Source organism: Geodermatophilus sp. SYSU D00700, assembly GCF_054050255.1.
The window spans coordinates 44,696-67,652 of sequence record NZ_JBJGZA010000024.1 but is presented as its reverse complement, the minus strand read 5'-3'; the positions used below and the strand labels follow the sequence as shown (position 1 = coordinate 67,652).

The 22,957-nt window shown below is 75.5% G+C and carries 20 protein-coding genes; 3 read left to right on the top strand and 17 right to left on the bottom strand.

The annotated features are described in order from the left end of the window. Positions 1-453 precede the first annotated feature (453 nt). The 3 genes from ACI79V_RS16775 to ACI79V_RS16765 all read left to right on the top strand — a co-directional run bounded on the left by ACI79V_RS16775 (position 454) and on the right by ACI79V_RS16765 (position 3,868). On the top strand, positions 454-1,824 hold the full coding sequence (locus ACI79V_RS16775) for an ABC transporter substrate-binding protein (protein WP_456890949.1): 1,371 nt from the start codon (positions 454-456) through the stop codon (positions 1,822-1,824). A gap of 137 nt (positions 1,825-1,961) precedes the next feature. Continuing rightward, the gene (locus ACI79V_RS16770; protein WP_456890947.1) at positions 1,962-2,951 is read left to right on the top strand and encodes a carbohydrate ABC transporter permease; all 990 of its coding nucleotides are present in this window, start codon (positions 1,962-1,964) and stop codon (positions 2,949-2,951) included. Next, the gene (locus tag ACI79V_RS16765) at positions 2,948-3,868 is read left to right on the top strand and encodes a carbohydrate ABC transporter permease (RefSeq protein WP_456878058.1); all 921 of its coding nucleotides are present in this window, start codon (positions 2,948-2,950) and stop codon (positions 3,866-3,868) included. Before ACI79V_RS16770 ends, ACI79V_RS16765 begins: the two co-directional genes overlap by 4 nt. Positions 3,869-3,917: 49 nt before the next feature. Here the strand turns inward: ACI79V_RS16765 and ACI79V_RS16760 are convergent, their stop codons facing one another. The 17 genes from ACI79V_RS16760 to rsmH all read right to left on the bottom strand — a co-directional run bounded on the left by ACI79V_RS16760 (position 3,918) and on the right by rsmH (position 22,927). Continuing rightward, complete coding sequence (locus ACI79V_RS16760; protein ID WP_456890945.1) at positions 3,918-4,751, bottom strand: sulfite exporter TauE/SafE family protein; 834 nt, start codon at positions 4,749-4,751, stop codon at positions 3,918-3,920. A gap of 82 nt (positions 4,752-4,833) precedes the next feature. Then, positions 4,834-5,559 carry a DivIVA domain-containing protein gene (locus ACI79V_RS16755; protein ID WP_456890943.1) on the bottom strand — a complete coding sequence of 242 codons (726 nt, stop codon included), beginning with the start codon at positions 5,557-5,559 and terminating at the stop codon, positions 4,834-4,836. A gap of 60 nt (positions 5,560-5,619) precedes the next feature. Beyond that, complete coding sequence (locus tag ACI79V_RS16750; protein ID WP_456878061.1) at positions 5,620-5,916, bottom strand: YggT family protein; 297 nt, start codon at positions 5,914-5,916, stop codon at positions 5,620-5,622. A gap of 70 nt (positions 5,917-5,986) precedes the next feature. Beyond that, positions 5,987-6,946: a cell division protein SepF gene (locus ACI79V_RS16745; RefSeq protein ID WP_456890941.1), complete on the bottom strand. Its 960-nt coding sequence runs from the start codon at positions 6,944-6,946 to the stop codon at positions 5,987-5,989. Next, complete coding sequence (locus ACI79V_RS16740; RefSeq protein ID WP_456890939.1) at positions 6,946-7,692, bottom strand: YggS family pyridoxal phosphate-dependent enzyme; 747 nt, start codon at positions 7,690-7,692, stop codon at positions 6,946-6,948. Before ACI79V_RS16740 ends, ACI79V_RS16745 begins: the two co-directional genes overlap by 1 nt. A 64-nt stretch (positions 7,693-7,756) precedes the next feature. Next, positions 7,757-8,461, bottom strand: coding sequence for a peptidoglycan editing factor PgeF (gene pgeF, locus ACI79V_RS16735; RefSeq protein WP_456876063.1), 705 nt, complete (start codon positions 8,459-8,461; stop codon positions 7,757-7,759). A gap of 86 nt (positions 8,462-8,547) precedes the next feature. Beyond that, a complete protein-coding gene (gene ftsZ / locus ACI79V_RS16730; protein ID WP_456876064.1) occupies positions 8,548-9,819 on the bottom strand; it encodes a cell division protein FtsZ in 1,272 nt (423 codons plus the stop codon). Positions 9,820-10,248: 429 nt separating this feature from the next. Beyond that, positions 10,249-11,043 (bottom strand): cell division protein FtsQ/DivIB, encoded by a 795-nt coding sequence (locus tag ACI79V_RS16725; protein ID WP_456890937.1) that lies wholly within the window; start codon positions 11,041-11,043, stop codon positions 10,249-10,251. Then, positions 11,040-12,491 (bottom strand): UDP-N-acetylmuramate--L-alanine ligase, encoded by a 1,452-nt coding sequence (gene murC / locus ACI79V_RS16720; protein ID WP_456890935.1) that lies wholly within the window; start codon positions 12,489-12,491, stop codon positions 11,040-11,042. Before murC ends, ACI79V_RS16725 begins: the two co-directional genes overlap by 4 nt. Continuing rightward, positions 12,481-13,611 (bottom strand): undecaprenyldiphospho-muramoylpentapeptide beta-N-acetylglucosaminyltransferase, encoded by a 1,131-nt coding sequence (murG, locus tag ACI79V_RS16715; protein ID WP_456890933.1) that lies wholly within the window; start codon positions 13,609-13,611, stop codon positions 12,481-12,483. Before murG ends, murC begins: the two co-directional genes overlap by 11 nt. Further along, the gene (ftsW, locus tag ACI79V_RS16710; RefSeq protein ID WP_456876069.1) at positions 13,608-15,086 is read right to left on the bottom strand and encodes a putative lipid II flippase FtsW; all 1,479 of its coding nucleotides are present in this window, start codon (positions 15,084-15,086) and stop codon (positions 13,608-13,610) included. The genes murG and ftsW overlap by 4 nt, the downstream gene beginning before the upstream one ends. A 95-nt stretch (positions 15,087-15,181) precedes the next feature. Then, on the bottom strand, positions 15,182-16,261 hold the full coding sequence (gene mraY, locus ACI79V_RS16705; protein WP_456876070.1) for a phospho-N-acetylmuramoyl-pentapeptide-transferase: 1,080 nt from the start codon (positions 16,259-16,261) through the stop codon (positions 15,182-15,184). Continuing rightward, complete coding sequence (locus ACI79V_RS16700; protein ID WP_456890931.1) at positions 16,258-17,664, bottom strand: UDP-N-acetylmuramoyl-tripeptide--D-alanyl-D-alanine ligase; 1,407 nt, start codon at positions 17,662-17,664, stop codon at positions 16,258-16,260. The genes mraY and ACI79V_RS16700 overlap by 4 nt, the downstream gene beginning before the upstream one ends. Then, positions 17,661-19,226, bottom strand: coding sequence for a UDP-N-acetylmuramoyl-L-alanyl-D-glutamate--2,6-diaminopimelate ligase (locus ACI79V_RS16695; protein ID WP_456890928.1), 1,566 nt, complete (start codon positions 19,224-19,226; stop codon positions 17,661-17,663). Before ACI79V_RS16695 ends, ACI79V_RS16700 begins: the two co-directional genes overlap by 4 nt. A 103-nt stretch (positions 19,227-19,329) precedes the next feature. Further along, a complete protein-coding gene (locus tag ACI79V_RS16690; protein ID WP_456890925.1) occupies positions 19,330-21,315 on the bottom strand; it encodes a peptidoglycan D,D-transpeptidase FtsI family protein in 1,986 nt (661 codons plus the stop codon). 2 nt (positions 21,316-21,317) lie between these two features. Then, on the bottom strand, positions 21,318-21,953 hold the full coding sequence (locus ACI79V_RS16685) for a hypothetical protein (protein ID WP_456890923.1): 636 nt from the start codon (positions 21,951-21,953) through the stop codon (positions 21,318-21,320). Then, a complete protein-coding gene (gene rsmH, locus ACI79V_RS16680) occupies positions 21,950-22,927 on the bottom strand; it encodes a 16S rRNA (cytosine(1402)-N(4))-methyltransferase RsmH (RefSeq protein ID WP_456890921.1) in 978 nt (325 codons plus the stop codon). Before rsmH ends, ACI79V_RS16685 begins: the two co-directional genes overlap by 4 nt. Between the last annotated feature and the right edge of the window lie 30 nt (positions 22,928-22,957).

Below are 22,957 nucleotides of genomic sequence, written 5' to 3'. Positions count from 1 at the left end.
TGCCCGAGGGGCCGACCAGGACCAGGAACTCCCCGTCGGCGACGTCCAGGTCCAGCCCGCTCACCGACGGTGCGGTGGCACCGGGATAGGTCAGCGTCGCGTGGTCGTAGGTGATGGCGGCCATGAGGTCCCTTCGACTTCCGTTCTGCGCCGGTGCAGAGCACTCCACTCTGGCACGCGGCTCGTCCCGGGACCATGGTGGCACCCTCGCGCTACCCGTCCGGGGCACGGACACGGGCACCGGCGCCGACCTGCGGACATTCCGGAACGACCCGTCCGGATGAGCCAGGACGCCGTTGCATAACGGTTTCAACACTGTTGCGCGAAACCGACCTCCGCGCCGCTTATCGTCCCCGGGCGAGCGTGGCGACCGGCCCCTGGTGCCGGGATGCCCGTCTGCGATGACGCAGTGCGGCGAGGACGCCGCAGCAACCCGAAGGGAAGTACATGAGCATGCGCTCGAGAGGCCGGCGCTCCACGGCGCTGGCCGGCGGCCTGGGTGTGGCGCTGGTGCTCGCCGGCTGCGGTGCCAGCGAGACCAGCGGGGGCGGCGGGGACGGCGAGGCCGCGGCCTCCGACCTGAGCATCGACTGCGCCCCCTACGAGGAGTTCGGCGACCTGGAGGGCGAGACGGTCAGCGTCTACACCTCGATCGTCGACCCCGAGGACCAGCCGCACATCGACTCCTACGTCCCCTTCGAGGAGTGCACCGGCGTCGACGTCCAGTACGAGGGGTCCCGCGAGTTCGAGGCCCAGCTCGTCGTGCGCGTCCAGAGCGGCAACGCCCCGGACATCGCGTTCGTCCCGCAGCCGGGTCTGCTGGCCAACCTCGTGGCCGCCGGTGCGGTCGTGCCGGCGCCGAGCCAGGTCGAGGCCAACGTCGACGAGTACTGGGACGAGAGCTGGAAGAACTACGGCAGCGTCGACGGCGAGTTCTACGCCGCCCCGCTGGGCGCCAACGCCAAGTCCTTCGTCTGGTACTCGCCGTCGGCCTTCGCCGACGCCGGCTACGAGGTCCCGCAGACCTGGGACGAGATGATCGCCCTGTCCGACCAGATCGCCGAGTCCGGCGCCAAGCCGTGGTGCGCGGGCATCGGGTCCGGTGACGCCACCGGCTGGCCGGCCACCGACTGGCTCGAGGACGTCGTCCTGCGCACCGCCGGCCCCGACGTCTACGACCAGTGGGTCAACCACGAGATCCCGTTCAACGACCCGCAGATCGTCGAGGCGCTCGACACCGTCGGCGGCATCCTGAAGAACGCCGACTACGTCAACGGCGGTCTGGGCGAGGTGCAGTCGATCGCGACGACCGAGTTCACCGACGCGGGCCTGCCCATCCTCGACGGCAGCTGCTTCATGCACCGCCAGGCGTCCTTCTACCAGGCCAACTGGCCGGAGGGCACCGACATCTCCGAGGAGGGCGACATCTTCGCCTTCCCGCTGCCGCCCATCGAGGGTGACACCGCCCCGGTCCTCGGCGGTGGCGAGTTCACCGCGGCGTTCAACGACGAGCCGGCCACCCAGGCGTTCCAGACCTACCTCTCCTCCCCGGAGTGGGCCAACATCAAGGCCCAGGTCTCCGGCCCGGGCTGGGTCAGCGCCAACACCGGTCTCGACGTCGAGAACCTGACCTCGCCGATCGACCAGCTCGCGGCCGAGCAGTTCCAGGACCCGAACGCGACCTTCCGGTTCGACGGGTCGGACCTGATGCCGGGTGAGGTCGGCGCCGGTGCCCTGTGGACCGAGCTGACCAACTGGATCGCGACCGACAAGCCGACCCAGCAGGTCCTCACCGACGTCGAGAACGCCTGGCCGACGTCCTGACCACCACGGTCCCGGTCGGCCTCCCCGGCTGACCGGGACCGCCCGTCCCACCACCCCCGGAGGCCGGGGGGACCGCCGCGCCCACAGCGCCGCGCCGGTCCCCCCGGCGTTCCGTTGCCGAGGAGAGGTCGTCTGCGGTGCAGTGGTTCCTGGACGCGACCACCACGGGGCACAAGATCGCCCTGATGGTGTTCGCCATCCTCCTGTTCGCGGCCGTGATGGGAGTGATCCTGTTCGCGGTCGACCGGCCCAAGCGGGTGCCCAACTGGGTGGTGGCGGCCGGCTTCGTCGGACCGACGCTGCTGCTGCTGGCGGTCGGTCTCGTCTACCCGGCCCTCGAGACCGTCCGTGGGTCGTTCTACAACCGGGACGGCTCGGAGTTCGTCGGGCTGGACAACTACGCGACGGTGTTCACCGAGGACAACTTACAGACCGTCCTGCTCAACACGCTGCTGTGGGTGGTCCTGGTCCCGCTGGTGACCACCGGTCTCGGCCTGGTCTACGCCTACCTCGTCGACCGCACCCGGTTCGAGTCGCTGGCCAAGGCGCTGGTGTTCCTCCCCATGGCGATCTCCATGGTCGGTGCCGGCGTCATCTGGAAGTTCGTCTACGAGTACCGCCCCGACCAGCCCGGGGTGAACCAGATCGGCCTGCTCAACCAGATCCTGGTGCTGTTCGGGCTGGAGCCACAGCAGTTCCTGCTCAACGCCCCGGCCAACACGGTGTACCTGATCGTGGTCATGATCTGGATCCAGGCGGGCTTCGCCATGACCGTGCTGTCGGCGGCCATCAAGGCCATCCCCGACGACATCGTCGAGGCCGCCCGGCTCGACGGCGTCAGCGGGATCCAGATGTTCCGCTACGTCACCGTGCCCAGCATCCGCCCGGCCCTGGTCGTCGTGCTGACGACGGTGGCGATCGTGACGCTGAAGGTCTTCGACATCGTGCGGACGATGACCGGCGGCAACTTCAACACCAGCGTCGTGGCCAACGAGTTCTACGCCCAGTCCTTCCGGCAGTTCAACTTCGGGCTCGGCGCGGCACTGGCGGTCCTGCTGTTCGTGCTGGTCATCCCGATCATCGCCTACAACGTCCGTCAGCTGCGCCTCGCGGAGGAGATCCGATGACCACGACCACCCCGGTCATGGCGCCCGTCCCCCCGGACGAGCGCCGGCTCACCCGCACCGAGCGCCGCGCGGTGGCCGCCAAGAACCGGCTCAGCTCCCCCGCCGCATCGATCATCGCGCTGGTCATCGCGGTGCTGTGGACCATCCCGACGCTCGGCCTGCTCATCACCTCCTTCCGGCCGGAGCTCGACATCCGCCGGTCGGGCTGGTGGACGTTCTTCACCGACCCGCAGTTCACCCTCGACAACTACAACGAGGTCCTCTACGGCGGGACGAACTTCGCCACGCTGTTCCTCAACTCGCTCGTCATCACCCTGCCGGCGGTGATCATCCCGATCAGCCTGGCGCTGCTGGCGGCCTACGCGTTCGCCTGGATCAAGTTCCCGGGCCGCAACATCCTGTTCATCGCGGTCTTCGCGCTGCAGGTGGTCCCCATCCAGGTCACGCTCATCCCGCTGCTCAGCCTGTACGTCGACACCGGCCTCAACGGGTCCTTCTGGACCATCTGGCTGTCGCACTCGATCTTCGCGCTGCCGCTGGCGATCTTCCTGCTGCACAACTTCATGAAGGAGATCCCGGCCTCGCTGGTGGAGGCCGCCCGCATGGACGGCGCCGGCCACGTGAAGATCTTCTTCCAGGTGCTGCTGCCGCTGCTCACCCCGGCGATCGCCGCGTTCGGCGTCTTCCAGTTCCTGTGGGTGTGGAACGACCTGCTGGTGGCGCTGACCTTCGCCGGCGGGGCCCCCGACGTCGTCCCGCTGACCGTGCGGGTGGCCGAGCTGGCAGGCACCCGGGGGTCGGACTGGTACCTGCTGGCCGCCGGTGCCTTCGTGTCCATCGTGCTGCCGCTGCTGGTGTTCCTGAGCCTGCAGCGCTACTTCGTCCGGGGCCTGCTCGCCGGCAGCGTCAAGGGCTGAGGCCCCACCGCTCGGACGCGTCCGGCCCCCCGAGCCCTCCCCGGAGGGCTCAGGGGGCCGGTTCCGTTCTCGGGACCCGCGCGCCCGGGGGACGGGCGTGCCGCCAGACCTCGACCGCGCTGGCGAGCAGCAGCACGACCACCGCGGGCACCAGGACCGCCGTCGGCACGACGCCGAGCAGCAGTCCACCGGCCACCGCTCCGGCCACCGAGCCGGCCGCCATCGCCGCGACGAACCGGCCGTCGTCCCGCAGCACGGCGAACGCCTGGGACCGGCTGTACCGGGCGAACCCGACCAGCATCGTCGGAAGCGACACCAGCAGCGACAGGCTGCCGGCGACCTTGACGTCGACGGCGAACAGCACCGTGATGACCGGCACCAGCAGCTCGCCGCCGGCCACGCCCATCAGCGCGGCGACCACGCCGATGCCGAACCCGGCGACGACACCGGCGCCGGCCTGGGCGGCGGCCGGCAGGTGCGGGTGCGGCAGCCGGCCCAGGTGGTGGGCGGCGAACACCGCTGCGATGGCGACGAGCAGGAGCGCCAGGACCCGGTACAGGGTGGCGGTGCGCATCCGCGTGGCCCAGGCCGCTCCCGTCCACGCCCCCGGCAGGCTGCCCGCCAGCAGGCTCGCGGCGACGATCCCGTGCGCGGCCAGCTGGTCGAACGGGACCGCGCCCAGCCGGCTCGGGATGGCCGCGACGACCACCGTCAGGCTCAGCGCCTTGTTGACGATGACGCCCGGCAGGGCCGCGAACGCGAACAGGCCCAGCAGCAGCGGCAGCCGGAACTCGGCGCCACCCAGCCCCACCAGGCCACCGAGCAGCCCGACGGCCGCACCGGCGACCGCTGCCAGCCACGGCGAACGCCGCTGGTGCGTCACGGGGAGCCGACGCAGCGGTCCCCGCCCCGCCGGGTGGCGGGACGGGGACCGGTCGTCAGGGCGGCGAGGGCCGCGTCCGCCCTCAGGCGGTCGCGTGCTGCGTCTGCCGGCTGGCCGACGACGGCTCCGCCGAGCCGCGGCTGTCGAGGTCGCGCAGGTGCGACTCGAGGTAGGAGCGGAACCGCGTGCGGTACTCGCGCTCGAAGGTGCGCAGCTCCTCGATCTTGCGCTCGAGGTTGGCGCGCTTCTCCTCCAGGCCGCCCATGACCTCGCGGTGCCGCCGCTCGGCGTCCTGGTCGAGGGCGGCGGCCTTGGCCCGGGCCTCGCGCTCCATCGTGTCGGCGCGGGTGCGGGCGTCGTTGACCATGGAGTCGGCGCGCAGCTTGGCCTCGTTGACCATCTGCTCGCTCTTGGCGCGGGCGTCGGTCAGCAGCCGGTCGCTGGTCGCCTTGGCGCTGGAGACCATCTGGTCGGCCTGCGCCTTGGCCTCGTTGACGTAGCGGTCGGCGGTCTCCGACGCCAGCGCCAGCATCCGGGAGGCGCGGGTGGTGTCGTCCTCGCGGGACACCGGCTGTGGCGGCGGGGCCGGCGCGGGCGGCGGCTCCGGGGCGGCCTGCTGGGCGGGGACCCGGCCGGTGCTCGAGCCGGAGCGCAGCTCGTTGTTCTCCTCGATCAGCCGAGCGAGCTCGGCCTCCACCACGTCGAGGAACGCGTCGACCTCGTCCTCGTCGTAGCCACGCTTCCCGATCGGCGGCTTCTTGAAGACGACGTTGTGCACGTCGGCTGGCGTGAGTGGCAAGGGGCTCACCTCGGGTCGGACGGCGGGGACGGGGTCGGGTCGATCACGCGCGGACCGCGTGAGCGGTGGTCACGCGGTGAGGGCGAGACCAGACGTGATGCTCCGCAGGATGTACACGGCGATCAATAAGACCATGAACGCGAGGTCGAGACGGATCGACCCCAGGTTCAGCGGCGGGATCACCTTGCGGATGGCCTTCAGCGGGGGGTCGGTGGTCGCGTAGACGACCTCGAGGCCCGCGGCCACGAAGCCCGACGGGCGCCAGCTGCGCGCCAGGACCATCACCCAGTCCACGACGAAACGCGCGAACAGCAGGATGAGGAAGACGAGCAGGACCGACGACACGATCTGCCAGAAGAGAGCCACTGTCCTCGCTCGTCCCGGGGCACCCGCGGGTGCCGTGTTCGCCTGCGCTCCAGCGCCCCGGCCGACGACCTCAGGACTGGGCGAAGAACCCGCCTTCGCGGATCCGGGCCTTGTCCTCGGCCGTCACGTCGACGTCCCTCGGGCTGAGCAGGAACACCTTGGCCGTGACGGGCTCGATGCTACCGCGCAGGCCGAAGATCAGTCCTGCTGCGAAGTCCACGAGCCTCCGCGCGTCGGCGTGGTCGAGCTCGGTGAGGTTCATGATGACCGGGCTGCCCTCGCGGAAGGCCTCCCCGATGGCCCGCGCCTCGTTGTAGGTCTTGGGGCTCATCGTGGTGATCCGGTAGGGCTGCTTCGCGGGAGCGGGAGCGGGCTCCGCCGCGGCGACCGGCTCGCGGGCGGCCAGGCCGGCGGCGGCCGCCGGGCCGGAGCCGCTGACGGCGCCTCCGCCGACCGTGCCACCGCTCGCGCCGCCGCCCGGGCCGCCGACGGCGCCCAGCCGCGGTCCGGCGGCACCGGACGGGCCCGGCACCCGGGACTCGGCGGAGGCCGACACCGGACCCGAGGAGGCCACCGGCGTGGCCAGCCCCAGCCGGGTGGCGCCGCGGCGCGGCAGGGCCGGCTCGGCCTCGCCCGCGGGCTCGTGGCCGCGCGGTTCGGCACCGCGCGACTCGTGGCCCCGCGGCTCGGCCGCACGCGGCTCGGCGCGCTCGTCGAAGCGCTCGTCGTAACGGCGGTCGTAGCGGTCGTCGTAGGCGGGGTCGCCGGTCAGGGAGTCGTAGCCGCCGTAGCCGGCCTCCCCGCGCCCGTCGGAGGGGTAGCGGTCGGCGGAGCGCTCGTCGTAGCGGCCCTCGTACCGGCCGGCCCGGCGGTCGTCGTAGCGCCCCTCGTCGTAGCGGTCGTCGTAGCGGCCGTCGTCGTACCGGTCGGGGTGGTCGGCCGGGCGGGCGTCGTAGCGCCCGTAGGCGCGGGCGTCGTCGTCCTCGACGAGTCCGAGGTAGATGCCCATCTTCCGCATGGCCCCGGCCATCAGACCTCCTCCGGGGACCCGGGTGGGACCCCTGTGACTCGTGTGACTCGGGGCGAGGTTAGGGGCCGGGAGCCGAAGAGCGCGGTTCCGACACGCACGATCGTGGCGCCGGCTGCGACGGCCTCCTCGAGGTCGCCGCTCATGCCGGCCGACAGCTCGGTGGCGGCGGGGTGGTCGGCGCGCAGGCGCTCGGCGAGGGCGGCCAGCCGGGCGAAGGCCGGGCCCGGCGGCTCGTCCCGCGGGGCGACGGCCATCAGCCCGCGCAGCCGCAGGCCCGGGAGGGCGGCGACCTCCTCGGCCAGCCGGGGGACGTCGTCGGGCGCGGCGCCGCCGCGCTCGGCCAGCTCCCCCGCCGCGCCGCCCAGGTCGACCTGCACGAAGACGTCGACGGCGCGGCCACGATCCTCCCCCGCGCGGGCCAGGGCGCGGGCCAGGGGCGCCCGGTCGAGGGAGTGGACGACGGCGCCGGTGCGGGCCACCGCCGCCGCCTTGTTGCGCTGCAACTGGCCGACGAAGTGCCACTCGAGCGGCAGGTCGGCGAGCGCGGCGACCTTGGCGGCGAGCTCCTGGGCGCGGTTCTCGCCGAACGCCGTCTGGCCCAGCGCGGCGAGGGCGCGGACGTCGTCGGCCGGCACGTTCTTGCTGATCGCGAGCAGGGTCACCGACCCCGGGTCGCGGCCGGCGGCCCGGGCCGCCGCGGCGATGCGGTCGCGGACGGCCCGCAGGCGGTCGGCCGGGGAGGTCATGCGCCGATCGTCCCCGATGGCGGCCGCGCACTTCCGTGGATGCGCACGCAGGGGGCGGGTCGGCTCACCCGAGCCAGGTCACGCCGGCCTGGCGGCCGGTGACGCCGTCGCGGCGGTGGCTGTAGAGCCGCCGGTCCTCGACGGTGCAGCGCGGGTCGTGGACCACCTGCGCCAGGCCCGCCCGGGTCATCAGCTCGGCCAGCCCGGCCCGCAGGTCCAGGCCGGGCGTGCCCTTCCGGGTGCGCACGGCGGCCGCCGGGGCGACGCGGGCCACCTCGGCCTGCATCGCGCGCGGCACCTCGTAGCAGGAGCCGCAGACCGCCGGGCCGAGGAGCGCGGTGGTGTCGGCGGGGCGGCTGCCCAGCCGGGCCATGGCGGCCAGCGTCGCGGGGACCACGCCCTGCCGCACGCCCTCGCGGCCGGCGTGGACGGCGGCGACCACGCCGGCGACGGGATCGGCGAGCAGCACGGGCACGCAGTCGGCGACGAGCACGCACAGCACCAGGCCGGGGGTGCGGGTGACCAGGGCGTCGGTGGCCGGCAGCGGTGCCTCGGCCGGGCCCTCGACGACGGCGACGCCGGTGCCGTGCACCTGGTCCATCCAGACCAGCCGGTCACCGGCCACCCCGAGCTCGCGGGCGAGGCGCTCGCGGTTGGCGGCGACGTCGGCGGGGTCGTCGCCGACGTGGGCCCCCAGGTCGAACGTGTCGTAGGGCGGACGCGAGCGGCCGCCCCTCCGGTCGGTGACCACCCGTCGGGGGCGCACCACCGGAGAGGCGGCCGACCTGCTGGAACGGCCCTCCTGCAGGGGCCCGCGGCGAGCCTGCGAGCCGTGGGGGGCAGGGGGGTCCTCCATCACTGGCGGAGGAACTCCGGGATGTCGAGCTCCTCCTCGAAGTCCTCGTTGCCGAGGGGGCGGCGTCCGGCGGCACCGGCGGCACCGTTGGTCACCGGCGGCAGCGGCGGGACGGTGATCCCCCCGCCGGGCGGCGTCGGGCGGGCCGCCGGGGCGGGCGCGACTGGAGCGGGCGGCACGGCGCCCACCAGCCGCTCCCCCGTCGCCCGCGGCAGGCCCGCGGACGGCGCCGGGGCCACCGGCGGCGAGGGCAGGCGGCCCGGGGCGGTCGTGGGCCCGGCGGCCGGCACGGCGGCGACCGCGGCGTCCTTGCGCGACGACGGGCGGCCGCCGTCGAAGCCCGCGGCGATGACGGTCACGCGCACCTCGTCGCCGAGGGCGTCGTCGATGACCGCACCGAAGATGATGTTGGCGTCGGCGTGGGCCGCGTCGGACACCAGCGAGGCGGCCTCGTTGATCTCGAACAGGCCCAGGTCCGACCCGCCGGAGATCGACAGCAGCACGCCGTGGGCGCCCTCCATCGAGGCCTCCAGCAGCGGGCTGGCGATCGCCTGCTCGGCGGCGAGCAGCGCGCGGTTGTCGCCGCGGGCGCTGCCGATGCCCATGAGCGCGGAGCCCGCACCGGACATGACCGACTTGACGTCGGCGAAGTCGAGGTTGATCAGGCCCGGGGTGGTGATCAGGTCGGTGATGCCCTGGACACCGGAGAGCAGCACCTGGTCGGCGGTGCGGAAGGCGTCCATCACGCTGACGTTGCGGTCACCGAGCTGCAGCAGCCGGTCGTTGGGGATCACGATGAGCGTGTCGCACTCGTTGCGCAGCTCCTCGATGCCCGACTCGGCCTGCACGGCACGCCGCTTGCCCTCGAAGGAGAACGGGCGGGTGACCACGCCGATGGTCAGCGCGCCGAGCTTGCGGGCGATCGAGGCCACGACCGGCGCGCCGCCGGTACCGGTGCCACCGCCCTCACCGGCGGTCACGAAGACCATGTCGGCGCCCTTGAGCACCTCCTCGATCTCCTCGCGGTGGTCCTCGGCTGCCTGTCGGCCGACGTCGGGCTGGGCGCCGGCGCCGAGGCCGCGGGTGAGCTCCCGGCCGACGTCGAGCTTGACGTCGGCGTCGCTCATCAACAGCGCCTGGGCGTCGGTGTTGATGGCGATGAACTCCACCCCCTTCAGACCGACCTCGATCATCCGGTTGACCGCGTTCACACCGCCGCCGCCGATGCCGACGACCTTGATGACCGCGAGGTAGTTGTGCGGAGGTGTCATGTGGGGCTCCCGACCTCGACCCTCATCCTCAAGTACAGACTTAGTGTTATGTCAACTGGGTCGACGCGACGAAGTTAGGTGGGCTCCATCCGGCGCTACAAGCACCCTCCTCGGACCGGCGTGTCGCGATACTCGGATCCCACGGATCTCCGGCGACCCAGTGGTCACATCTGCACCACTTTCGGTGACGACCCGCGGCGCCGATCCCTCAGGTGGGCGTCGAGACCAGCGGCGAGCGACACACGCGGACGGATCCGGGCCGGACGTCGTGTCGGGCGTGTCGCGGAGGCGGGCGTGTCGGCGGCGCGCCGGTCGATCAGCGGTCCGCACCCGGGCACGCACGCAGCGCGAAGGTGAGGTGCTGGCACGGCCCTCCTGCAGGGCCCCGCCCCGAGCGGAGCGAGGGGTGGGGGGCAGGAGGGCCCTTGATCACCGGAGGACGACGGCGTCCGGCGCGCTGACGTCGATGGTCGTGGCCGGCTCGAGTGCGTCGGCGGCGATCTGGTCCAGCAGCGCCACCAGCGTGGCGGCCCGCCGGTCGTCGTCGGCGCCGTCGCCCGCACCGCCCCACACGACGGTGGTGCCGTCGGTGAGCGTGAGCGTGACGTCCTCGCCGGAACCGGCCGCCGCGGCGGCGACCCGGGCGCGCACCTCGGCCGGCAGCGAGACGAGCGCGTCGAGCGCGGCCCGGGTGGCGGCGTCGTCGGGGCCGGGAGCGGCGACGTCGAGGGGCACCACGCCGGCCGGGGCCTCGCCGGTGACCGTGTCGAAGAGCACCCCGGAGGCGTCGACCAGCGACCGCGTGCCGGCCTGCTCCACGACGGCGACCGGCCGCCGCTCGGCCACGGTCACGACGACGCTGCCCGGCCAGCCGCGGGCGACCTGGACCGAGGCGACCTGCGGCAGGCGGGCGACCCGGGCCTCGGCGGCGTCCACGTCGACCCGCAGCAGCGGCGTCCCCTCGGCCACGCCGGCGGCGGTGCGGACCTGCTCGGCGGTCAGCGTGGTGGCCCCGTCGACGCGGACGTCGCGCACCGCCAGCAGCGGGCTGGCCCACACGGCCCACCAGGCGCCCGCCAGCACGAGCAGCGCCACGGCGCCGCCGACCAGGCGCCGCCGGCGCCGGTCGCGGGGGGTCTCCCGCCGGCGCCGGCGGGCGGGCCGGGCGACCTCGACCGGCGTGCCGCGCTCGCGGTCGGCCGTGGTCAGGCCCGCGCGGCTCACCGGACGGCGTCCCCACCGGGCTCGGCGCCGCCCGGGCCGGACAACGCGGCGAGCACCTCCGGGCCGACCATCGAGACGTTGCCGGCGCCCATCGTGATGACCAGGTCGCCGGGCCGGGCCCGCGCCGCCAAGGCCGGGGCGGCCGCCGACCACGAGGGCTCGAAGTGCACCCGCTCGGGCGGCAACGGGACGGCGTCGGCGACCATCGCGCCGGTGACACCGGGCACGGGGTCCTCGCGGGCGCCGTAGACGTCCATGACCACGACCTCGTCGGCCAGCCCGAGCGCCTCGCCGAACGCCGTCGCGAACTCGCGGGTGCGGCTGTAGAGGTGCGGCTGGAACGCCACGACCACCCGGCCCTCCCCCGCCACCGCCCGGGCGGCGCGCAGCTGCGCGGTGACCTCGGTCGGGTGGTGGGCGTAGTCGTCGTAGACCCGCACCCCGGCGGCGACGCCCTTGAGCTCGAAGCGGCGGTGCACCCCGCCGAAGCGCTCCAGCCCGGCGATCAGCCCCTCGGCGGGCAGGCCCAGCTCCAGGCCGGCCAGCAGGGCGGCGGCGCTGTTGCGGGCCATGTGATCGCCGGGGACCCGGATGCGCACGCGGCCGAGCACGGCGCCGTCGAGGACCGCGGTCCAGGCGGTGGTGTCCGGGCCGACGTCGAGGTCGACCAGGCGCAGGTCGGCGTCCTCGGCGGTCCCGTAGGTGCGCATGCGGGCCGGGGTGGGGACGCCGCGCAGCCGGGCCGAGCCGGGGTCGTCGGCGCACACGACGACGAAGCCGCCGGGCGCCACGGTGGCGAGGAACCGGTCGAACGCGGCCTCGACCGCGGCCAGGTCGCCGTAGTTGTCCAGGTGGTCGGCCTCGACGTTGGTGACGACCGCCCCGTACGGCGCGAGGAGCAGGAACGAGCGGTCGCTCTCGTCGGCCTCGGCGACGAACACGTCGCCGGCGCCGGCGTGCGCGTTGCTGCCCGACTCGTTGAGCGTGCCGCCGATGGCGAAGGAGGCGTCCACCCCGCAGGCCTGCACGGCCACGGTGAGCATCGAGGTGGTCGAGGTCTTGCCGTGCGTGCCGGCGACGGCGACGCTGCGCCGCCCGGCCATCACCGCGGCGAGCGCGACGGCGCGGGGCAGCACGGTCAGCCCGCGGGCCCGGGCGGCGGCCAGCTCGGGGTTGTCCTCGCGGATGGCCGAGGAGACGACGACCGAGTCGGCATCCCCGAGGTGGGCGGCGTCGTGGCCGGTCTCCACCCGCGCACCCAGGGCCCGCAGCGCCATCACCGTCGGGCTGTCCCTGCGGTCGCTGCCGGAGACCGGCACCCCGCGGGCGAGCAGGATCCGCGCGATGCCGCTCATCCCGGCGCCGCCGATGCCGACGAAGTGCACCGCGCCGAGCTGCTCGAGCGTGGGGACGGGCCCGGTCCAGGCCGCGGTCGCGTCAGCGGTCACCGGCCGCCACCTCCAGCACGATGTCGGCCAGCCGGTCGTCGGCGTCGGGCACCCCGGCCGCGGCGGCGTGGGCGGCGTACCCGGCGAGCGCGGCGGGGTCGGTGAGCAGCGGCACCAGGGTCGCCTCGATCCAGGCGGGTGAGAGGTCGGCGTCGTCGACGAGCAGGCCGCCGCCGGCCTCGACCACGGGCAGGGCGTTGCGGCGCTGCTCGCCGTTGCCGATGGGCAGCGGCACGAACGCCGCCGGCAGCCCGACCGCCGACAGCTCGGCGACGGTGACCGCGCCCGAGCGGCACAGCGCGAGGTCGGCGGCGGCGTAGGCGAGGTCCATCCGCTCGAGGTAGTCGACGACGACGTAGGGCGCCGACCCGGCCGGGCGCGGCGGCACCGTGACGTCGGTGTTCTTCGGGCCGCGGGCGTGCAGCACCTGGACCCCGGCGGCGGTGAGCGCGTCGGCCGCGGCGACCGCGGCCCGGTTGAGCGAGGCCGCGCCCTGCGACCCGCCGAAGACCAGCAGCGTCGGGCGGTCGGCGTCGAGGCCGAACTCGGCGCGGGCCGCGGGCCGGGTGGCGGCGCGGTCGAGCGTGGTGATGGCCGAGCGCAGCGGCATGCCGACGTGCTCGCCGCGGTGCAGCGGGGTGCCCGGCACGGTGACCGCGACCCGGGCGGCGACCCGGGCGCCGATCCGGTTGGCCAGGCCCGGCAGCGCGTTCTGCTCGTGCACGACGACCGGCACGCCGGCGCGCTTCGCGGCCAGGTAGGCCGGCAGGGCCACGTACCCGCCGAACCCGACGACGACGTCGGCGGCGAGCTCGCCGAGCAGCGCGCGGGTGTCGGCGACCGCGCGGCGGACCCGGCCGGGCACGCGCAGCAGGTCCGGCGTGGGCTTGCGCGGCAGCGGCACCGGCGGGATGAGCCGCAGGTCGTAGCCGCGGGCGGGCACCAGCCGGGTCTCCATGCCGCGGGCGGTGCCCAGGCAGGTGATCCGCAGGGCGGGGTCGCGCCGCCGCAGCGCGTCGGCGAGGGCGAGCATCGGCTCGATGTGGCCGCCAGTGCCGCCGCCGGCCAGGACGACGCTGCCGGGGCCGGCGCCGCCCGGGCGACCGGTCGGGCCGGTCACCGGGACCGTCCCGGGCGGTCGTCGGCGGGCCGGGCGGGCACGCGGTCGCGGTCCGGGCGCCGGGCCGCCGGCGGGGGCACCCGGCGCTCGGCCCGGCGGTCGGCACCGCGGTCGGTGACGGGCCGCCGGACGGGGTGGGCCTCCACCGGCCGGCGGGCCGCCGGGCGGGCGGCGGCCGGCTCGGGCCGGGACCGCCGCGGGCGGACCGGGTCGACGGCGAGCGCCGGCACCGGCAGCAGCCAGCGGGCCAGCCGGCCGCGGTCGCGGCTGCGGGCGTACTCGATGGCGTCGGGCTCGGATCGGGCGAAGCGGATGAGGATCCCCACGATGAAGAGGGTGAGCACCAGCGAGGTGCCACCGGCGGAGACCAGCGGCAGGGTGACCCCGGTGACCGGGAGGACGCCCACCACGTAGCCCATGTTCATGGCCGCCTGGCCGACCAGCCAGACGGTGATCGCCACGCTGGCCAGCGACACGAAGCGGTCGGTGGTGCGGCGGGCGATGCGGAAGCCGGCGTAGGCCAGCACGGCGTAGAGGGTGACCACGACCAGGCAGCCGAGGAAGCCGAGCTCCTCGCCGATGATCGCGAAGATGTAGTCCGACTCGGCCTCGGGCAGCAGGTTCCACTTCATGGCGCTGTTGCCCAGGCCCACGCCCCACAGTCCGCCGTTGGCCAGCGCGTAGAAGCCGCGGATGGCCTGGAAGCCGGAGTCGGTGGGGTCGTCGAAGGGGTGCAGGAACGAGGTGACCCGCTCCATGCGGTACGGCGAGGTGCTGACCATGAGCCAGGCCAGCGTGGCGGCGCTGGCGATGCCGATCCCCCACAGCCGCCCCGGCAGGCCGCCGGCCCACAGCAGCCCGGCGACGACCAGCAGCAGGCTGACCACCGCGCCGAAGTCCGGCTCGAGCATGAGCAGGCCGGCCATGAGCACGAAGACCGGGAGCAGCGGCACCAGCAGGGTCCGGACCGTCAGGTGGCGGCCGCGCAGGGCCAGCACGTGCGCGCCCCACAGCGCGACGACGAGCTTGGACAGCTCCGAGGGCTGGAAGTCGGTGAACCCGAGGCTGATCCAGGCCCGCGAGCCGTTGTACTCGACCCCGATCCCGGGGACGAGCACGGCGACCAGCAGCACGACGACCACGACCAGCGCGACCGGCGACCAGCGGCGGACCAGGCCCGCGGGCAGCCGCACCGCGATGCCCAGCGCGACCAGGCCGAGCGCCGCGAACACGAGCTGGTCGACGCCGGGGCGCCAGGCCGGCTGGTCGTCGAGGGCCGCCTCGATCGCGGAGGCGGAGAACACCATGACCAGCCCGATGGCCAGCAGCAGACCGGCCGCGCCGATGACCAGGTGGCAGCTGGTCATCGGCCCGTCGAGCCAGGCCGGGCCGCGCAGCCGGCGCCGGGGAGGCGCCGCCGGGGAGGTCCGGCGGGCCGTGCGGCGGGCGCGGGTGGACTCGCTGCGGCCGTCCATCCGGACATCGTCGCCGAGTCGCGCGTGCGGTCCCGGCAGGGACGCCGCGTGTCGCGACGGGCGGGCGGCCGGCCGCCGGGTGCGTGAGGGCGCGCTCACAGCCCGGTCAGGGCGAGCCAGTCGGCGTAGAACAGGCCCAGCCCGAAGGCCACGGCCATCCCGGTCACCAGCCAGAACCGCACGATGACGGTGTTCTCCGCCCACCCGGCGAGCTCGAAGTGGTGGTGCAGCGGGGCCATGCGGAACACCCGCCGGCGGGTGGCGCGGAAGAAGGCCACCTGGATCACCACCGACAGCGTCACCGCCACGAACAGGCCGCCGAGGACGATGAGCAGCAGCTCGGTGCGGGTGACGATGGCGATGCCGGACATCAGCCCGCCGAGGGCCAGCGAGCCGGTGTCGCCCATGAAGATCCGCGCCGGGCTGGTGTTCCACCACAGGAAGCCCAGGCACGCGCCCAGCGCGGCGGCCGCCACCAGCGTGACGTCGAGCGGGTCGCGCACCTGGTAGCAGCCGTCGACCGCGGCCGTGGCGCAGTCGTGGGTGAACTGCCAGAAGCTCATCACCACGTAGGCGCCGAACACCATCGCCGAGCAGCCGGCGGCCAGCCCGTCGAGGCCGTCGGTGAGGTTGACGGCGTTGGAGAACCCGGCGATGAACAGGTAGGCCAGCACGACGAAGCCGATGGCGCTGACGAACAGCGGCTCGATGTCGCGGACGTAGGAGACGAACTCCGAGGCCGGCGTCACCCCGGCCTCGTCGGGGAAGTTGAGCGCCAGGATGGCGAAGGTCAGCCCGACGACCAGCTGCCCGACCAGCTTCGCCGTCTTGTTCAGGCCCAGGCTGCGGCGGTACCGGATCTTGAGGTAGTCGTCGAGGAACCCGACGGTGCCCAGCCCCACCATGAGGAACAGCAGCAGCAGGCCGGTGGCGGTGACGCCGCGGCCGGGCTGGCCGATGAGGAAGAGGTGGGCGATGAGGTAGCCCGCGACGGTGGCCCCGACGATGACGGTGCCGCCCATGGTGGGCGTGCCCTTCTTCGACAGGTGCGACTCGGGGCCGTCGTCGCGGATCTCCTGACCGAAGCCGCGGCGCCGGAAGGCCCGGACGGCCAGCGGCGTGGCGAGGATGGAGATGAACAGCCCGAACGCCGCGGCGATGAGGACGGACTTCACGCGCCTGCCCCGGCGGTGAGCAGGCCCTCGGCCAGGACCTCCAGCCCGTTCGACCGGCTGGCCTTCACCAGCACGACGTCACCGGGCACGAGTACCTCCGAGAGCAGGTCGAGTGCGGCCGCCCGGTCGGGCACGGAGACCACGTTCGTCCCGGAGCCCTCCCCGTGGCGGGCACCGGCGGCCGTGGCACCCGCCACCATCCCTACCGCATCGGGTCCGACGGCGACGAGCAGGTCGACCCCCGCGGCGACCGCGTCGTGGCCCAGGCGCTCGTGCTCGGCCGTGGCGTCCGGGCCCAGCTCGGCCATCCCGCCGAGGACGGCGACCCGCCGGGTGGCCGGGAGCCCGGCGAGGGCGGCCAGCGCCGCGCGCATCGACTCGGGGTTGGCGTTGTAGGCGTCGTTGACCACGGTCACGCCGTCGTCCCGGCGGGTGACCTCCATCCGCCACCGGCTGCGCGGCTGCGCGTCGGACAGGGCGGCGGCGACGGCGGCCGGGGTCATCCCGGCAGCGAGCGCGGCGGCGGCCGCCGACAGCGCGTTGGCGACCTGGTGCTCGCCGACGACCTGCAGCGCCACCGGGTGCTGCTCGCCGCCGGCGACGAGGGTGAAGCGGGCGCGGGCGGCGTCGTCGAGGGTGACACCGGTGGCGCGGACGTCGGCGTCCGCGGACCGCCCGGTGGTGACCACCCGGGCGCGGGTGCGCGGCGCCATCCCGAGCACGCGGGCGTCGTCGGCGTTGAGGACGGCGGTGCCGGTGGCCGGCAGCGCCTCGACCAGCTCGCCCTTGGCCACGGCGATCGCGTCGGCCGAGCCGAACTCGCCGAGGTGGGCCGAGCCGACGTTGAGCACGACGCCGACGTCGGGGCGGGCCACCGCGCACAGGCGGGCGATGTGGCCCACGCCGCGGGCGCCCATCTCGAGCACCAGGAAGCGGGTGGTCGCGTCGGCCGACAGCACGGTGAGCGGCAGGCCGATGTCGTTGTTGTAGGAGCCGGGCGGGCTGACGGTGGGCCCGGCCGCGGCGAGCACCTGGCCGAGCAGGTCCTTGGTGGAGGTCTTGCCCGAGGACCCGGTGATGCCGACGGTCAGCAGGCCGGCAGCGGCGAGCCGGGTGTGCACCAGTGCGGCGAGCCGGCCGAGCGCGGCCACGGTGTCGTCGACGACCAGGGCCGGCAGCGGGCCGCCGGGACGGGTGGTCAGCGCCGCGACGGCGCCGGCGGCCGCGGCGGCGTCGAGGAAGTCGTGCCCGTCGACGCGCTCTCCGGCGACCGCGACGAACAGGTCACCGGCCGAGACGGCGCGGGAGTCCAGCGTGACGCCGGTGACCGCGACGTCCCCGGCGCCGGGCGGCACGGACGCGCCGACGGCCTGCGCGACCTCGGCGAGGGAGAGGGTGATCACCGGGGGGCCGCCCCGGCGGGGGCCGACGCCTGCGGGTGCAGGGCGGCGATCGCCTCGCGCAGCACGGCCCGGTCGTCGAAGGGCGTCACGGTGCCCGCGACCTCCTGTCCCGGCTCGTGCCCCTTGCCGGCCACCAGCACCGTGTCGCCGGGGCGGGCCAGCGCGACGGCGCGGGCGATGGCCGCCCGGCGGTCGCCGACCTCCTCGACGGCGGCGCGGCGGTCGGCCGGCACCCCGGCCAGCACCGCGGCGCGGATGGCGGCCGGGTCCTCCGAGCGCGGGTTGTCGTCGGTGACGACGACGAGGTCGCTGCCCAGCGCCGCCGCCGCGCCCATCGCCGGGCGCTTGCCCTGGTCGCGGTCGCCGCCACAGCCGATCACGGTGACCAGCCTGCCCCGCGTCGAGGCCCGCAGCGCGGCGAGCGCGGTGGTCACGGCGTCGGGGGTGTGCGCGTAGTCGACGACGGCGGTGAACGGCTGGCCGGCGTCGACGGGCTCCATGCGGCCGGGGACGACGGTGGCGGCGATGCCCTCGAGTGCCTGCGCCACTGGCACGCCGATGGCGTCGAGCAGCGCGACCGCGAGGACGGCGTTGGTGACGTTGAACCGGCCGGGCAGCCGCACGCCGGCGGGCCAGCTGCCGCCGGGGCCGGTCACGGTGAAGGCGGAACCGCCGTCGGGGGCGGGCGCGACGTCGGTGGCGGTCCAGTGCGCGGCCGCGCCGTCGGCGGAGACGGTGACCGCGCGCTCGCCGAGCATCCCGGCCAGGCGGCGGCCGTGGTCGACGTCGACGACGACCACCTCGGTGGCCGCGCGGCCGTCGAAGAGCAGCGCCTTGGCCTGGAAGTAGTCCTCGAGGTCGCGGTGGAAGTCGAGGTGGTCCTGGCTGAGGTTGGTGAACCCGGCGGCGGCGAAGGGCACCCCGCCGACCCGGCCCTGCACCAGCGCGTGGCTGGAGACCTCCATGACGACGGCGTCGACGCCGGACTCGGCCATGGTGGCCAGCAGCGCGTGCAGCACCGGGGCCTCGGGCGTGGTGCGGACGCTGGGGAAGGTGGTCTCGGCGCCGTCGCGGCCGCGGGTGCGCGACTGCACGGTGCCGATCAGCCCGGTGCCGCGGCCCGCGGCGGCCAGGCCCGCCTCGACCAGGTAGCTCGTCGTCGTCTTGCCGTTGGTGCCGGTGATGCCGATGACCGGCAGCCGGCGGGCGGGCTCGCCGTAGACGCGGGCGGCGACCGCGCCGAGCCGGCCGCGGGGGTCCTCGACCACGCACACCGGCAGGCCGGTGGCGGCCGCCTGCTCGCGGCCGGCGGGGTCGGTGAGGACGGCGACCGCGCCCCGCGCCGCGGCGTCGGCGGCGTAGCGCGCACCGTGGGTGCGCGCCCCGGGGAGGGCGGCGTACAGGTCGCCGGGGAGCACCTCGGTCGAGGCGAGGGTGACGCCGCGGACCGGGGTGGCGGGGTCGCCCTGCACGGGGTCGCCGACGAGGTCGGCGAGGGCGCTGAGGGCGAGCGGGCGGGTCCCCGCGGGCCGGGGCGCCGACCCGGGTCCGGTCGGGCTCACGTCGGGCCAATCTACCGGCGCCCCGTTCCTCCCCCGCGCACCCGCGGCCCCTCGGCGGTGTCCCGGGCCGTGCACTTCCGCGGACGTGCACGGATGGAGCCGCCTAATCGCCGGCCGGACCGCCGGTGGCCGCCTCGGGGAGGTCCTCGCGGGTCAGCGCGAAGTCCGGGCGGGGCGTGCCGGAGGGCACCACCCCGGCGGAGGTGAGGACGTGCCGCATCACGTCGGCGAACACCGGCGCGGCGACCTGGCCGCCCTCGGCCGAGCTGGTGGGCCGCTCGAGGTCGACGGCGACGACGTACTGCGGGTCGTCGGCCGGGGCGAACCCGACGAAGGTCGTCACGTAGCCGCCGCCGTCGTAGCAGTTGCACTCGGGGTTGGGGCGCTGCGCGGTGCCGGTCTTGCCGGCCACCCGGTAGCCCTCGACCTGCGCGAGCGGCGCGGTGCCGCCGGGACCGACGACGGCCTCGAGCATGTGCGCGAGGTCGTCCGCGGTGGCCTCGCTGACCACCCGGGTGGGCTCGGGCGCGTCCGGCGTGTTCGTCGTCCCGTCCGGGGCGGTGACCGAGGAGACCACCCGCGGGGCCACGCGGACGCCGTCGTTGGCGATGGCCTGGTAGATCGACGCCATCTGCAGGGTGGTGACCGACACGCCCTGGCCGATGGCGATGTTGGCCGCGCGGCTCTCCTCCCACCCGGCGGCGTCCTGCAGGATCCCGGAGCTCTCGCCCGGCAGCTCCACCCCGGTCTCCTCCCCCACGCCGAAGGCGCGCAGGTACCGCTCGAGCGTCTCGTCGCCCACCTCGCGGGCCAGCATGATCGTGCCGACGTTGCTCGACTTGGCGAGGATCCCGGTCACCGTCCAGTCGATCGGCTCGTGGTCGTGGGCGTCGGTGACCACGGCGTCGCCGGCCTGGATGTGCCCGTCGACGGTCAGCACCTCGTCCGGGGTGGCCACCCCCTCCTCGAGCGCGGCGGCCAGGGTCACCGCCTTCATGACCGAGCCGGGCTCGAACACGCCGCTGACGATCGGGTTGCCGAGCAGCTCGGGGTCGGTGCGGCCGGCCTGCGCGGGGTCGTAGCCGGGGCAGGAGCCCATCGCCACCACCTCGCCGGTCTGCACGTCGAGCACGACGGCCGAGGCGCGGGTGGTGGCGCCGTCGGCGCAGGCCTGGCCGAGCCGCTGCTCCACGACGTACTGCACGTCCTGGTCGACGGTGAGCTCGACGGTGCTCCCGTCGGTGGCCGGCGTCGACTCGTCGATGCCGGCGGGGATGGGGTTGCCGCCGCTGCCGACCTCGACGCGGCGGCGGCCGTCGGTGCCGGCGAGGGCGTCCTCGAAGCGCAGCTCGACGCCGCCGAGGCCGGTGCCGTCGCGGCCGATGAAGCCGACCACCTGCCCGCCGACGGCACCGGCCGGGTAGAGCCGCACCGGGTCGTCCTCGAAGAAGACCCCGGGCAGGTCGAGCTCCTCGATCGCCTCCACGGTCTCCGGCGGCACCTGCCGGGCGAGGCTGACGTAGCGGCCCTCGGCGGAGAGCCGCTCGGTCAGCTCGTCGACCGGGACGTCGAGGAGCGCGGTCAGGGCCAGCGCGGTGCGCTCGGGGTCCTCGACGACGGTGGGGTCGGCGGTGACGCGGGAGGCGTCGACGGTGTAGGCGAACGGGTGGCCGTCGCGGTCGACGATCGCGCCGCGCAGCGCCGAGATCGGGACGTCGGCGAGCCGGTCCTGCTCGGCGCGGTAGGCGAGGTCGGCGCTGTCGACGCCCTGGAGCAGCACCAGCCGGCCGGTGACCAGCAGCAGCGGGACGACGACGAGCACCAGCCCCCACCGCAGCCGGGCCGGGCGCGGGGTCAGGGTGCGGCCGCTGTGCCGGCGGCCCTGCGGACGGCGCGGGACGAAGGCGCCCGCGCGGGTCGCTCCCCCGCCGCGGGGACCGCCGCGCCAGGCACCGGCACCCGAGCGGGCGGTCGCGGCGCGGTCGGCGCCGGTGCGCGGCACGGCGCCCCGGCCCAGGGGTGCGCGCTCGCGGCGGGCATCGCCGGGGAGGCCGCGGGGCCGCTCGCGCGGGGTGTCCCGGGGACCCACGGTCAGCCCCCGTCCCCGGCCGGCGGGGCGGCGCCCGGTGCGGGCTCGGGGGTGCCGCGCAGCGTGGCGGTGCCGTCGGGACCGACGACCAGGTAGGCCGCGGCGCCGGCGGGCACCAGCCCGGCCGCCGCGGCGGCCGCGGCGAGCTGCGCGGGGGCGCCGCCGGCGATCACCTGCTTCTCCAGGTCCTGGACCTCCTCGGCCTTCTCGGCGTTGGCGGCGCGCAGCTCGGTGGCCTTGAGCGAGTTGACCGCGATGGCGGTGTTGAGGACCAGCAGGCCGATCGTGGTGGCCACCAGGAGCAGCAGGACGAGCAGCACGAACGGCGCCCGGCGGGTGCCGGCGCCGGGAGCGCGGGCGCGGCCGGTCCCGCCGGGGACCAGCCGCAGCTCCGGCACCGGGGCCACACGGGGTGCCGGGCCGGTGGCCCGGGCGCGCGCGGGCCGGGCCGGCACGCCGCGCGCCGGCCGCGGGGGCAGCGTGCGGACCGGCCGCGAGGGCAGCGCGCGCAGCGGCCGGGACGGGACGGCGTGCGGCGCGGCGGTCGCCGCGGACCCGGTGGTCGCCGTCGCGGGCTTCGCCGGCGCGGCGGGGGTCCGGGCGGCGCCGTCGCGGGGCGCGCGGGCGGCGGCGCTCACGCGGCCCTCCGGATGCGCTCGGCGGCGCGGACGCGGGCCGAGGCCGCCCGCGGGTTGGCCGCGAGCTCCTCCTCGGAGGCGGTCTCCCCGCCGCGGGTGAGCAGCCGCAGCACCGGGCCGTACTCGGGCAGCCGCACCGGCAGGTCGGGCGGCGTCCGGTCGGTCGCCCCCGCAGCGAGGACCTGCTTGACGATGCGGTCCTCCAGCGAGTGGAACGTGATGACGGCCAGCCGTCCGCCGACCGCCAGCGCGTCGAGTGCGGCCGGCAGCGCCCGCTCGAGGACGCCGAGCTCGTCGTTGACCTCGATCCGCAGCGCCTGGAAGGTCCGCTTGGCGGGGTGGCCGCCGGTGCGCCGGGTGGCGGCGGGGATCGCGTCGCGCACCAGGTGCGCCAGCCGCTCGGTGCCGGTGAACGGCTCGCGGGCGCGCTCGCGGACGATCGCCCCGGCGATGCGGGCGGCGAAGCGCTCCTCGCCGTAGACCCGCAGCACCCGGGTGAGCTCGGCGGCCGAGTAGGTGTTGACGACGTCGGCGGCCGACCGCGGGGCGGCGGGGTCCATGCGCATGTCCAGCGGGCCGTCGGCGGCGTAGCTGAAGCCGCGGTCGGCCCGGTCGAGCTGCAGCGAGGAGACGCCGAGGTCGAACAGGACCGCCTGCACCTCGGGCAGGCCGAGCCGGTCGAGGACGTCGGGCAGCTCGTCGAAGACGGCGGGCACCACGGTGGCCCGGTCGGCCACACCGGCGTCGGTGAGCCGGCGGGTCGCCTCGGCGCGGGCGTCGGGGTCGCGGTCGAGCCCGACCAGGCGCAGCCCGGGGTGGGCGCGCAGCAGGGCGGTGGAGTGTCCGGCCAGGCCGAGGGTGGCGTCGACGAGGACGGCGCCCTCGCGGCTGCAGGCGGGGCCCAGCAGGTCGGTGACGCGGTCGAGGAGGACGGGCACGTGCACCGCGGGCCGGGTGGGCTCGGGCGTGCTCATCGTCGGACTCCTCGGGTCGGGCTCCCGCGC

Excerpts from the sequence above, each read along its gene's own strand:
- ACI79V_RS16775 (WP_456890949.1), top strand. The coding sequence starts at position 454 with ATGCGCTCGAGAGGCCGGCGCTCCACGGCGCTGGCCGGCGGCCTGGGT.
- ACI79V_RS16765 (WP_456878058.1), top strand. The coding sequence starts at position 2,948 with ATGACCACGACCACCCCGGTCATGGCGCCCGTCCCCCCGGACGAGCGC.
- ACI79V_RS16745 (WP_456890941.1), bottom strand. The coding sequence starts at position 6,946 with ATGGCCGGGGCCATGCGGAAGATGGGCATCTACCTCGGACTCGTCGAG.
- ACI79V_RS16740 (WP_456890939.1), bottom strand. The coding sequence starts at position 7,692 with ATGACCTCCCCGGCCGACCGCCTGCGGGCCGTCCGCGACCGCATCGCC.
- ftsZ (WP_456876064.1), bottom strand. The coding sequence starts at position 9,819 with ATGACACCTCCGCACAACTACCTCGCGGTCATCAAGGTCGTCGGCATC.
- ftsW (WP_456876069.1), bottom strand. The coding sequence starts at position 15,086 with ATGGACGGCCGCAGCGAGTCCACCCGCGCCCGCCGCACGGCCCGCCGG.
- rsmH (WP_456890921.1), bottom strand. The coding sequence starts at position 22,927 with ATGAGCACGCCCGAGCCCACCCGGCCCGCGGTGCACGTGCCCGTCCTC.